9 protein-coding genes are annotated in these 13,014 nt (G+C 61.7%); 8 read left to right on the plus strand and 1 reads right to left on the minus strand.

Translation table 11 applies throughout. From position 1 onward, the window contains the following. Positions 1-251: 251 nt before the first annotated feature. Positions 252-2,096, plus strand: a complete 1,845-nt coding sequence (locus DWW73_RS03020; RefSeq protein ID WP_117778706.1) for a magnesium transporter — start codon at positions 252-254, stop codon at positions 2,094-2,096. A gap of 74 nt (positions 2,097-2,170) precedes the next feature. After that, positions 2,171-3,367 carry an Nramp family divalent metal transporter gene (locus tag DWW73_RS03025; RefSeq protein WP_117769790.1) on the plus strand — a complete coding sequence of 399 codons (1,197 nt, stop codon included), beginning with the start codon at positions 2,171-2,173 and terminating at the stop codon, positions 3,365-3,367. 545 nt (positions 3,368-3,912) lie between these two features. Here DWW73_RS03025 and DWW73_RS03030 read toward each other — a convergent pair. Further along, positions 3,913-6,129, minus strand: coding sequence for an acyltransferase family protein (locus DWW73_RS03030; protein WP_117778707.1), 2,217 nt, complete (start codon positions 6,127-6,129; stop codon positions 3,913-3,915). 187 nt (positions 6,130-6,316) lie between these two features. Between DWW73_RS03030 and DWW73_RS03035 the strand changes: the two genes are divergently transcribed. From DWW73_RS03035 to DWW73_RS03060, 6 genes are all read left to right on the plus strand, one after another. After that, positions 6,317-7,312 carry a ribokinase gene (locus DWW73_RS03035; RefSeq protein WP_117735886.1) on the plus strand — a complete coding sequence of 332 codons (996 nt, stop codon included), beginning with the start codon at positions 6,317-6,319 and terminating at the stop codon, positions 7,310-7,312. Between the two features lie 4 nt (positions 7,313-7,316). Continuing rightward, positions 7,317-8,291, plus strand: a complete 975-nt coding sequence (locus DWW73_RS03040; protein WP_117564514.1) for a nucleoside hydrolase — start codon at positions 7,317-7,319, stop codon at positions 8,289-8,291. Between the two features lie 226 nt (positions 8,292-8,517). Further along, a complete protein-coding gene (locus DWW73_RS03045; RefSeq protein WP_055252157.1) occupies positions 8,518-9,528 on the plus strand; it encodes a LacI family DNA-binding transcriptional regulator in 1,011 nt (336 codons plus the stop codon). Positions 9,529-9,785: 257 nt separating this feature from the next. Next, positions 9,786-11,186: an L-fucose/L-arabinose isomerase family protein gene (locus tag DWW73_RS03050; RefSeq protein WP_117778708.1), complete on the plus strand. Its 1,401-nt coding sequence runs from the start codon at positions 9,786-9,788 to the stop codon at positions 11,184-11,186. Positions 11,187-11,188: 2 nt separating this feature from the next. Beyond that, on the plus strand, positions 11,189-12,025 hold the full coding sequence (locus DWW73_RS03055) for a transketolase (protein WP_197736868.1): 837 nt from the start codon (positions 11,189-11,191) through the stop codon (positions 12,023-12,025). Next, a complete protein-coding gene (locus DWW73_RS03060) occupies positions 12,018-12,959 on the plus strand; it encodes a transketolase family protein (RefSeq protein ID WP_117778709.1) in 942 nt (313 codons plus the stop codon). The genes DWW73_RS03055 and DWW73_RS03060 overlap by 8 nt, the downstream gene beginning before the upstream one ends. Positions 12,960-13,014 lie beyond the last annotated feature (55 nt).

The following is a 13,014-nucleotide window of genomic DNA, read 5'->3' on the forward strand; positions in this document are numbered from 1 at the left end:
AGCGCATAAATTCGATGCCGCAGGGCGATGCTGATGCTATAGTTACTGCGGTTAATGAGGGTCAAGAGAAAGGTTACAGGTGAAATCCAAACCTCGACCATACAGTCGATGACCCCATGCAGGTGCTTTTTGCGCATGCACGGGGTGTAAGCGTCGAGCGGCGTGCCGCCCGCGCATGCGTATACATATCCAGAAGCCCCCGGACGCCGCGCGCGCGGCCGCGTCCGGGGGAATAATGATGGGGAGCACCATTGAATTATCTGAGTGAGATGCTCAAATTGCCGGTCTTGGACGTCGACGGCGAAAAGCTCGGCGTGGTCAACGATTTTGGTATTGCTACCGGCGAAGTTTTTCCGCACGTGACGTCGCTCGCGTTCCGCGGTCCCGGCAAGACGCCGTTTATGATCAGCTGGCGCAAATGGGTCGACCGTATCGACGAGACGGGTGTACACCTTAAGACGTCGGCCACCGAAATCCGTTTTTCGTACCTGCAGCCGACCGAACTCTTGCTTGCCCGCGACGTGCTCAACAAGCAGATTGTCGACACGCAGGGCATGAAGGTCGTGCGCGTCAACGACATCAAGTTTTCCATGTCGGGCGAAAACCAGCTGCGCCTGCTGGGCGCCGAGGTCGGTGCTCGCGGTCTGCTACGCGCCATCAGCCCCGCGCTCGAGCATATCGTCGAAGGCTTTATGAAGCACCTGGGCAAGCCGCTCAGTGAGGACATCATCGCTTGGTCCTACATGGACCTGCTCGACCGCTCGACCAAGAACATTCAACTCTCGGTGTCGCACAAGACGCTCGGCGAGCTGCACCCTGCCGACATCGCCGACATTATCGAGCAGCTCGACCCGCGTCTGCGTGCGCAGGTGTTTGCGCAGCTCGATACTGCCCAGGCCGCCGAGGCCATCTCGGAGTTCGATGACGACGAGCTTATGACCGAGATGCTCGAGGGCCTGTCCGACACCGACGCATCGTCGATGCTGGCCATGATGGACCCGGACGACGCCGCCGATCTGATCGACGAGCTCGATTACGAGAAGGCCGAGAAGCTCCTGCGCCTGATGGGCGTCAAGGAAGAGAAAGCGATTCGTAACCTGCTGGGGTATGAGGACAACACCGCCGGCCGCATCATGACCTCGGAGTTTGTCTCCCTGCCCGCCACGGCAACGGTCGGTGACGCCATCGAGGCGATTCGCGAGCTCGACGAGGACTTCGAGAGCGTCTACTACGTCTATACCGAGGATCCGAGCGGCATGCTGACCGGCGTGCTTTCGCTGCGCACGCTGATCGTAGCCGACCGCGACGCCACGCTGGGTCAGTTGGCCTATCGCGACCTGGTCTATGTGTCGCCCGACGAGGACCAGGAAGACGTGACGGACGAGATGACCAAGTACGACCTGGTTGCCATCCCTGTCTGCGACGAGAACCGTCATATCCTTGGTATCGTGACCTTCGACGACGCCATGGACGTTATCGCCGAGGAGCATCAGGAGGACCTGCAGATCGCCGGTGTCGGCTCGGGCGATAGCGCGTCGGACGACTCGACGAACGTGCTCAGCTGGTTCGTGCATCGCCAGTACTGGGTTGTTGTATGGGGCATCGCGTCGTGCATCATGGCGACCGTGCTGGGGACGGCGCTCGGCTCCGCGCATCTGGTGGTGTTCCCCATGTGCGCCATGCCGCTCGTGCTGCTGGCGGCCTCGCGCATGGTGTCGTTCGTCAAGAACTACTTCCTGGAGTATGACGGTCACGACGACGAGCCCAAGCCGTATCTGGGGTTCTTCTTCCAGAGCACGGGCATGGGCCTGATTCTGTCACTCGTGACCTACCTGTGCGCCCAGCTGGTGCGCACCGCTGCGTTCCTCGATGCGCCCATGTTTGAGGAGCAGCTCTTTACCGGGTGCTTTAATATCGCTGCCATTATTTGCCTGGTTGGCAACATGAGCGCCGTGATTTACCTGATGGTGCTGTTCTGGCGTGACGAGCATGACCTCAACACGTCGGGCACCGCCATGAACGTTATTGCCGTCATGATCTCGTGCGTGGCGTATTGCATCGCCGCGGTGCTGCTCGCCATGTCGGTCATGGGTTAGGTGGTCGCGTGCAAAATACCAAGCAAAAGTCGGGCACCAAGCAAAAGTTGACCATCGCGGCCATCTTTGGCGCTATGGGTCCTGGTCTGCTGGCGGCGCTTTCGGGCAATGACGCCGGCGGCATTGCAACGTATTCCAGCGCGGGCGCCAGCTATGGCTACAAGATGCTGTGGATGCTTCCTGTCATGACCGTGCTGCTCATCGTGACGCAGGAGACCGCGGCGCGCTGCGGCTGCGTCACGGGCAAGGGCCTGGCATCGCTCATTCGCGAGCGCTTTGGCGTGCGCAAGAGTGTACTTGCTATGGCGGCGCTGTTGATCGCCAACACGGCTGTGACCATTTCGGAGTTTGCGGGCATCGCCAGCGGCCTTGCTCTTTTTGGCGTGCCGGCGAGCATCTCGGTGCCGTTGGTGGCGCTGCTGGTGTGGATGCTTACCATGTCGGGTAGTTTCCAGCGCATCGAGAAGATTCTGCTGCTGGTGAGCTGCGTGTTCGTGACCTATATCGTCGCCGCGTTTATGGCTGGCCCCAACTGGGGTGAGGTCGCGGTCGACCTGGTCGTGCCTAACATTCAAAATGACCCCAGCTACGTGTCGCTCGTGGTCGCAACGATCGGTACCACCATCGCGCCGTGGATGATTTTCTTGGCGCAGAATAACGTGGTCGATAAGAATGCGGGCGAGGACGACATCGTGCTGCAGCGTATTGATACCGTGAGCGGCTCGATCGCTGCTGATATCATTGCGGGCTTTATTATCATCACGACCGGTACGGTGCTGTTCCCGGCGGGTATTCAGATTAGCGATGCTGCCGATGCTGCCCGCGCGCTGGAGCCTATTGCGGGTCAGTGGTCCACGGTGCTGTTTGCCTCGGGCCTGGTCGCGGCGAGCTTCTTGGCTGCTTGCGTGCTACCGGGCGTTACGTCGAGCGCTATCTGCGAGGCATTTGGCTGGGAGCGCGGTGCCGACCGCAGCTGGGACGAGGCCCCGGTCTATCGCGGCATCATTACGGCCATCATCGGTATCTCTGCCGTGCTGGTGCTTATGCCCGGCGTCGATCTGTTCCAGATTATGATGACCTCGCAGGTCATCAATGGCGTGCTACTGCCCGTGGTTCTGGTGTTCCAGGTGGTTATCGCCGCTGACCGTCACATTATGGGCACTAACCGCAACGGCCGCGTGTGGAATGTGCTCACTTGGGCGACTATCGGTGTGATTACGGTGCTGACGGTCGTCATGTTTGTTCTACAGGCGATGGGTTACAGCGCTTAGCGCCTCTTTTGGACTCCAAACAGGCCGCAGCGATGGACTGCGGCCTGTTTTTTGCCCGCTATAGGGCGTTAGTTATATGGCAGTGGACAAAAAATGCCAAATATGAGTACTGTTGCCTTGCCGATAGCATTTACGACCAAGAAAATAATGAACATAGTTAAGAATCTGTTTATTAAAAGCGGGTCTCCAAGTCCTAAGCCGGCCATTCTGGTCAACTGGAAGGGTCGCGCGCTACCGCATGAGCGCCATTTTGGGTGGTTTTGCCTGCTACTAAAATGGTAACAGTACTCATATTTGCCCCTTTTTGTCCACGACCCCTTGGAGCCGGCTCGAAAAGAGTGATTTTGGGTTGTTTGCTGCGGGTGTGGGCTTGGAAACAACGTTCGGGGTGGCGAGGTGCCCAGAATTCGGTCGCAAGGAGGGCGTTCCTCGGCTGTGTCAGGAGTGTCCCTAGGTGCCGGCACATAAGGAACGTCCCTAACTGCCGGAGGGGGTGCCTGCCGTGGCAGGCACCCCCTCCGGATGTGGGAAGTTTGCGTTGCAGGTTACTTGTCGGTGCCCAGCTTGTGCGGCTTGAGAGCGAGCGCATTGACGAGCGCGTCGGTGGCAGACTTGACGGCCGCCGGCTGCGGATCGTTGACGTGATCCTCGGGATGCACGGGCAGGTCCTTCTTGACTGCATCGTGGATCAAGTTGAGGTACTCAGTCACGCCAGTGGTCGACAGGTGCGTGCCATCGCCATCGAACAGGTCGTTGCGATTGGCACTGTATCCGTACCAGTCGATAACGCGCACGTTCTTGTAGCGCGTAGCAGCGTTGGCGATGGCCTGGTTGGTAGAGTCAACCCACGGCTGCGGGCTGCGCGTGTTCACAAACACCACAATACGCTTATCTCCTGCATCGGTCACGATGGCGTCGATCTGGTCGTCGGTTACCAAGCCGTTGGTGCCCAGTGCAAAGACCACGATCTTGCCGGCAAGGTTCTGTTGGAGATAGCCCTCAAATGTCGCGCGGCCCGCATCAAACTGGCGGCCCTTTTCGGCATCGATATGGCTGTCCGGGAACACGCCGTCAAAGGAATCAACGGCGCGCAGCGACACGGAGTCACCGATCATCAACAGGTCGTAGGAGCCATCGGGGAAGCCGTCGTTGTCCTTGTCGGTGTCGTCGGCTGCCTGTTGGTCCGTTGGCGCGGTGTTCTTGGCTTCCTTGTTGAGGACTTCGGCGCCCTCACCGCTCAGTGCAGACGTCTCGGGCACAAAGACCAGGCCGCCCAGTGCAACGACCAACACGACAGCGCAGGCTGCGCAGACAGGGACGTGCGCGCGTACCCAGTTGGCGGGCGTGGTGGCGCCGTCGCGAAACTCGGATACGGTGCGCCCAAAGGCGCCCTTTCTAAACGGCGTCTCGATAAAGCGATATGAACATTCGGCTACGGCGACCACCAACAACACCTGCAAAATGTACTGCCACCACGGCGTATCGTTGATGTTGGCGACCGGGTTCATGAGCAACAGTAGCGGATAGTGCCACAGGTAGATGCTGTACGAGCGCTTGCCAACCCACACGAGCGGCTCGGCGGACAGTGCGCGGGCAACCATTCCCTGGGGCTGCACGCAGGCCGCGATGACCATGAGCGTGAGGATGGAGCATAGCAGCGTGCCGCCGCGATACTGGAACGCGGTGTAGCCGTTGGTGAGCGCGACCATGGCGGCAAGGCCAACCAGACCCACGACGCCCAGCACATCGATGGATGCGGGCGAGGACCAAAAGCGCACGAGGGCGCTCGGCTGTGCCGGGACGGTCTCGGCTGCGTTGTCGGCCTTCTCGCCAGGCTCGCCCTCGGCGTTCTTGCCGTGCTTGGCGGCGCCAGCCAGGCGATTGAGCCCCAAACGATGAGCGAGACGCACCGGCGCCAGGTCGCGATCGGGGATAAAGGCCATCCAGGCGCCCAGCAGCAGCGAGAAGACGCGGGTGTCGGTGCCGTAGTACACGCGGCTGGGGTCGGCGGCAGGGTTGTAGAGCACCATCATGGCAAGGGCGGATACCGTTGCGAGTCCCAGGACCACACGGCGCGTGTTGGGTTTGCTCACATGCATGGACACCATGGCAAACAGCAGCGGTGGCCAAACCAGGTAGAATTGTTCCTCGATGGCGAGCGACCAAAAGTGCGTAAGCGGCGAGGGGTCGCCCAGGGCGTTGAAGTACGAGACGTCCTGCATAATCTGCCACCAGTTGTTAAAGAACAGCAGCGACGGCAGAATGTCGGGACGCATCTTGGTGAGCATCACGTGGTTGAAGACGGTGCACAGCGCACAGGTTACAATCACAACGGTCACCACGGCGGGGACCAGGCGACGGATGCGGCGAATCCAGAAGCTCTTAAGGTCGATGCGGCCGGTCTTAGCGACTTCGTTGAGTAGCAGGCGCGTGATCAGATAGCCCGAAAGCACAAAGAAGATCGTGACGCCAAGCAGGCCGCCCTGAGCCCACGTGAGGTTGAGGTGATAGAGCACCACCGCGACGACGGCAAGCGTGCGCAGACCGTCGAGCGCAGGGATGTAGCGGGGCTTGGGGCGAGCAGGCGTCTGCTCCGCGGCGGGAGTGTTGGCGCGGCCCGCGTTGTTGGCAGAAGCGCGATGGGGGCTCGCGGTGCGTCGCGGCTCGTTGGCACGGCGCTCGCCCTTCACGCGTTCGTGCGGCGCCGGCTCGTTGCCCGTGCGGCGTCGACCGCGCGAGCCCGATTGCGAGAATTGTTCCATAAAACATCATCCAATGACGAGAATAATCAGCACGTATTCATTGTAGCTGCCTGCCCCTGTGAATGCTTGCTGCTGGCGCAAGCTCAAGCGCGCGTCCACATCAAAGTGGACTAAAGTTATAGGGGGTGCGAGAGTGCACAATCGTTGGTCGACGGTGGGCGCAAAGCCTGAAGACGAGGAGGTTTCCATGGCGGATCACAGCATCGTTGCGGTGTTCGGCAGCATGAACATGGACCTTTCGGTGGCGTGCGAGCGCATGCCGCGCGCGGGCGAGACCGTCGGTGGCAGCGGTTTTATCACCAACGCCGGCGGTAAGGGAGCCAATCAGGCCGTTGCCGCTGCGCGCATGGGTGCGCGCACGTGCATGATTGGCGCTGTTGGGCGCGATACCTTTGGCGATGCGCTTGTGGCAGGGCTCCAGGATGCCGGCGTGGGCGTTGAGTTTGTGGCGCGTCGCGATGACGTGGAGACCGGTACCGCGACTATCATTCGCTGTGAGAGCGACAACCGCATCGTGCTGTCGCCGGGCGCCAACCATGCGCTTGCGGGCGAGGACGTTGCCCGCGCACTGAGGCGCTTGGTGGCCGACGAGCTCGACGGCGATGCCAGCGAGATTGCCCCGGCTGCCGGAAGCGTCTTTATTGCCCAGGGCGAATGTGACCTTGCAGCAACGGCCGCGGCGCTTTCTTGCGCTCACGAGCTGGGGTTCTATACGATCTTTAACCCGGCGCCCGCCTGCGACCTGCCGGCAGGAGCGTGGCCTGCGGTCGACCTGGTCTGCCCCAACGAGACCGAGTGCCAGGTGCTGACGGGCATTCTGCCCACAGATGATGCGAGCTGCGTCGCCGCGCTCAATGCGCTGCTCGATAAGGGCGCCGGGGCTGCGGTCATCACGCTGGGCGGCGCCGGCTCGGTTACGCTCGGCGATGGCGGTGAGCCGCTGCGCATGCCGGCGCTTTCGAGCGTGGTGGTCGATACGACGGCCGCGGGCGATACATTTATTGGCGCGCTTGCTGCAGCTCGTCTGGAGGGCCTGCCGCTCTTTGAGTGCATGGCGGCGGGCGCTCGCGCCTCGGCGGTGACGGTGTCGCGCCTGGGCGCTCAGCAATCAATTCCCACGCGTACGGAAGTCGAGCACAAGTTTGGTTTAGACGGTTTGGATGTAGACGGAGAAGCGGAGTAGAACAATGGCAACCAAGAAGCTGATCCTTGATCTGGATATGGGTGTGGATGATGCGATGGCGCTCGCCTATGCCATCGCAAGCCCCGAGGTGGAGCTCGTCGGCATCACCACGTGCTTTGGTAACGTGCGCGTCGAGCAGTCGGCGCACAACTGCTTGGCGGTGCTCGACCTGTTGGGTCGTCCCGAGGTGCCGGTGTACCTGGGCGCCGATCGTCCCATGAAGGCGACCGAACCCTACACGCCGCCGGCGTCCACCACGCTTATCCACGGCAAGAACGGTATTGGCGGCGCAAGCGTGCCCGCCTCGCCGTACGAGCCAGTGGGCGCGACGTCGGCCGATGGCAATGCGGCGGTCGATTACCTGATTGATGCCGCGCGTACCTATGGTCCCGATCTGGTCTACGTTGCGACCGGCCCGCTCACCAATCTGGCGCTTGCCCTGGAGCGCGATGCGGCGGCGATGATGTCCATCGGCCGCGTGGTCGTGATGGGCGGTGCGCTTACCGTGCCCGGCAACGTGAGCGCGGGCGCCGAGGCCAACATGGCGGGCGACCCCGAGGCTGCCGACGCCGTGTTGCGCTCGGGCCGCAAGCTCACCATGGTGGGCTTGGATGTGACGCACCGCGTGGTGCTCACACGTCGCGACGTTGCCGGCTGGACGGGCTCGGGCACTATGGCTGGCTGCGCGTTTGCGAGCATGGTCGAGCACTATATCGGTTCGTACGAAATGAACGCGCCCTACCTGGGCGGCTGCGCGCTGCACGATCCGCTGGCGGTTGCCGTGGCGATTGATCCCACGCTCGTGGGTGCGCTCGGCTGCAATCTTCGTGTCGACCTGCTGGGCGAGTACCGCGGCCGCACTATCTGTGACGAGCACCGTCTGTCCGATCCGGATAAGAGCGCGCTCGTGGCGCTCACCGTGGACGCCCCGCGCTTCCTGTCCGAGTTCAAGGCCCGTATGGCTCGTGTCCTGGGCTAAATGATTTTCACGCCCCGTCCCATGTAGTCAATTTGGGACGGGCTTTTTTAGCTACCGAGTAAATACGCCCGTTGGGGGAATAGTCGCGTCGCTTCGCTTGACAACAGGCTAAACTAGCTATTAAACATTTACTATTCTGTTTAGATTGAATTTGCGGTCGTTTAGTTGTCGAGTCACGGGGCGGTCAGGCCACGATGCTCCGCCACGACCGTTGCTAGGGGGAACAATGGCCAAAGCAAGTGTTCGCGAGATCAGCCGCATCACCGGTTTTTCGCCCGCAACCGTGTCCAACGCGCTCAACCGCAAGCGCAGCGTGAGCGAGGAGACCGCCAAGGTCATCCTGGAGTGCGCGCAGTCGCTCGGCTATCAGCAGTCGACGCAGCTCGAGAGCATCCAGTTTGTGCTCGCGCGCAAGACGGGCGCCATCCTGGACGAGAGCACCTTCCACCCCGCGGTCATCGAGGGCGTGGAGCGCCAGGCGCGTCGCCACGGCATGAGCACGAGCTTTGTCTCGCTCGACTTTAGCGACCTGGACGCCGTGCGCCCGCAGGTCGAGGGCCTGATCGCCGACCCGTCGGCCGCCATCGTGCTGATGGGTACCGAGCTGGGTGAGGAAGACTATGCCTTGTTCGCCAACGCTGCCGCCCACTTGATCGTGCTCGATGGCTGGAGCGATCGTCAGTACTTCGATGCCGTAGTCATTGCCAACACCGACTCGGTGCTGCGCGCCGTGGACTACCTTATCGAGAAGGGTCACAAGCAAATCGGCTATCTGGCAGGCGACCTTCGCATCCGCAACTTTAAGGATCGCGAGCGCGGCTATCGCCAAGCGCTTGAGGATGCGGACCTTGAGGCCAACCCGACATGGCGCGTCACATTGGGCACCACGCTCGAAGGTGCTTATCGCGACATGGGCGCATGGCTCGACAGCGTCTCGCGCGACGACCTGCCGACGGCTTTCTTTGCCGAAAACGACGTGCTCGCCGTAGGCGCCATGCGCGCGCTGAACGAGCACGGCATACGTGTCCCCGAGGATGTCTCAATCATCGGCTTTGACGATCTGTCTTTGGGCGCCTTCTCCAATCCGCCGCTCACCACGGTGCACGTTCCCAAGCACGAGGTGGGCGAGATCGCGGTGCGCCGCCTGGTGGGCAACATCCGCAATCCCAAGAGCTATACCTGCAAGACGGCCGTGTCGACCTATTTTGTCGAGCGCCAAAGCGTGCGTGAGATCTAGGCAAAGGCAACGCTGGGCCGTAGGGAGGCAAAGCTCGCTAAGGCAGCCATACATAACGCTACTAAGAGAGGGTCCTTTGGGCCCTCTTTTTGATGCCCTTGTATGTTCAGTTTGTTTACATACCGTTTAGGCTGATTTCTCTACCGTCTACGGGTATTTCGCGTTAAACTACTAAACAGTAGAGTAAAACATTTAGTAAACAGAACAAAACGAAACATGCGTCTGTTTACTGAACATGTGATTAGGGGAGGACGTACATGGACAAGATCAAGCTCGGCTTTGTGCCCACGCGCCGCAGTATCTTTAGCGCGCCGGACGCAATCAAGTATCGCGGCCTGACGGCTGATCGCCTGCGCGAGATCGGCGTCGACATCGTGGATATCGACGACATCAATGAAGAGGGCCTGCTGTTCGACGACAGCCATATCGAGCCCATCGTCAAGAAATTCCGCGCCGAGGGCGTCGATGGCATTATGCTGTGCCACGCCAACTTTGGCACCGAGTACGTTTGCGCTCGCCTTGCCCGCGAGCTCGGTCTACCCGTACTGCTGTGGGGTCCGCGCGACGAGCGCCCCGAGCCCGACGGCACACGCCTGCGCGATAGCCAGTGCGGCCTGTTCGCCACCGGCAAGGTCCTGCGCCGCTTCCAGGTTCCCTTCACCTACATGACCAACTGCCGCCTGACCGACCCCGAGTTCGAGCGCGGCGTTTGGGACTTTTTGGCCGTTTGCAACGTGGTCAAGACCTTCAAGCACACCCGCATCCTGCAGATGGCCACCCGTCCGTTCGACTTCTGGTCGACCATGTGCAACGAGGGCGAGCTGCTCGAGAAGTTCAACATCCAGCTTTCGCCCATCCCCATGACCGAGCTTGTCCAGGCCGTGCGCGACGCCCAGGCTGACGAGCAGGCCATGGCAACCATGCTCGCCCACATTGGTGACAGCTTTGAGATCTGCATCCCCGAAGACAAGGTTCCTGCGGTCGCAGGACTCGCCATTGCCATGAAGCGCCTGGTCGAGAAGTACGGCTGCAACGCCGGCGCCATCCAGTGCTGGAACGCCCTGCAGGACGAGTTGGGCATTATGCCCTGCGCCGCCAACGCAATCCTCAACGAGATGGGCATCCCCATCGTCTGCGAGACCGACATCCATGGCGCTATCACCGCGCTGATGGTCGAGGCCGCCGACCTGGGCCGTCACCGCGGCATGTTCGCCGACTGGACCGTGCGTCATCCCGATAACGAGAACGGCGAGCTGCTGCAGCACTGCGGCCCCTGGCCCTGCAGCTGCGCGGCCGTCAAGCCCAAGCTCACCTATCCGCTGGCCTTCGATCACCCCGGCGCGCTGACGGCCGAGGCCAAGCACGGCGACCTCACCCTTGCCCGCTTTGACGGCGACAACGGCGAGTACTCGCTGCTGCTGGGCAACGCCCGCGGCATCGACGGCCCGGCCGGCATGGGCACCTACCTGTGGGTCGAGGTCGACAACCTCAAGCGCCTCGAGGCCAAGATCGTCGAGGGTCCCTACATCCACCACTGCGTCGCCATTCACGCCAACGTGGTGCCGGTGCTCTACGAGGCGTGCAAGTACATCGGCATTGTCCCCGACCTGTACGACCCCATCGAAGAAGACGTCAAAGCTTACCTGCGAGGAGAGTAGAAATGGCAACTATCGAAGAGCTTGAGTCCCTGCGTTGGGACCTTCGACGCGATTGCGTCGATATCATCATGGCTGGCGCTGGCGGGCACATCGGCGGCGACATGTCGGTCATCGATGCGCTGATGACCCTCTATGCCAACCACCTCAACATTTCTCCCGAGACCGTCGACGATCCCAACCGCGATCGCTTCGTACTCTCCAAGGGCCACGCCATGGAGGCCTACTACGCGGTGCTCTGCCACGAGGGCTATCTGGACCTCGACGACGTCAAGGCCCGCTTCTCTAAGTTCGGCAGCCCCTACATCGGCCACCCCAACAACAAGCTCAAGGGCATCGAGATGAACTCGGGCTCGCTGGGTCATGGCCTGCCCGTGGCCGTCGGGATGGCGCTTGCCGGCAAGATGGATGGCCGCGACTACCGCGTCTACACCATCATGGGCGACGGCGAGCTTGCCGAGGGCTCGGTCTGGGAGGGTGCCATGAGCGGCGGCAACTACCAGCTCGATAACCTGTGCGCGCTCGTGGACCGCAACCGCCTGCAGATCAGCGGCAGCACCGAGGACGTCATGAAGCAGGATTCGCAGGAGGAGCGCTGGGCCGCCTTCGGTTGGAACGTGCTGTCCATTCCGGGCAACGACGTCCAGGCCATCGACGCCGCGCTGACGCTGGCCGCCGAGACCAAGGGTAAGCCCACGGTCATCATCCTCAACACAGTGAAGGGCTACGGCTCGCCGGTTATGGAGGACAAGGCCGCCTGGCATCATCACCTGCCCAACGATGAGGAATATGCCCAGATCATCGCCGATTTCGCTGCCCATAAGGAGGCCATCAATGGCTAACAAGATCGCCAACCGCAAGGCTATCTGCGACACGCTGCTCGAGGCCGCCGCAACCGATAAAGACATCGTCGTCCTGTGCTCCGACTCCCGCGGCTCTGCATCGCTCACGCCGTTCTTTGACCAGTATCCCCAGCAGTCCGTTGAGGTCGGCATTGCCGAGCAGGACCTGGTGAGCATCGCCGCCGGCATGGCCTCGTGCGGCAAGAAGGCCTGGGCCGCCTCGCCGGCGTCCTTTGTGACCACGCGCTCGTATGAGCAGTGCAAGGTCGACGTTTCGTACTCCAACACCAACGTCAAGCTCATCGGCATCTCGGGCGGCGTGTCCTACGGCGCCTTAGGCATGAGCCATCACTCCGCGCAGGATATCGCCGCCATGAGCGCGATTCCCAACATGCGCGTGTATCTGCCGAGCGATCGATTCCAGACCGCCGAGCTCGTGCGTGCCCTGGTCGCCGACAACAAGCCGGCCTACATCCGCGTGGGCCGCAACCCGGTGGAGGACGTGTACACCGAGGACGAGTGCCCGTTCCAGATGGATCGCGCCACTTGGGTGCGTCGCGGCGCCGATGTGACGATTGTCGCCACCGGCGAGATGGTCCGCCATGCCGTGGACGCCGCCGATCTGCTGGCCGAGCAGGGCATCTCGGCAACGGTACTCGACATGTATTGCGTCAAGCCGCTCGATGCTGAGGCTGTGATCGAGGCCGCCGGTGCCACGCGCGCCGTCGTGACCGTCGAGGAGCACAGCCCCTTCGGCGGCCTGGGTTCCATGGTCGCGCAGGTCGTGGGCGAGCATTGCCCGTGTCCGGTCAAGTGCCTCTCCCTGCCCGATGCGCCGGTCATCACCGGCACGAGCCCCGAGGTCTTTGCGCACTACGGCCTGACGGGTGCCGGAATCGCGCAGACCGTCGCCGAGTTCTTGCCCGCAGAGTAACTGGAATGTGACAAAGGGACCGCCCCTTTGTCACATTCGTTTTGAAAGGGGTGGC

Origin of the sequence: Collinsella sp. AF16-8 (assembly GCF_003462695.1) — a bacterium.
Lineage (GTDB): Bacteria > Actinomycetota > Coriobacteriia > Coriobacteriales > Coriobacteriaceae > Collinsella.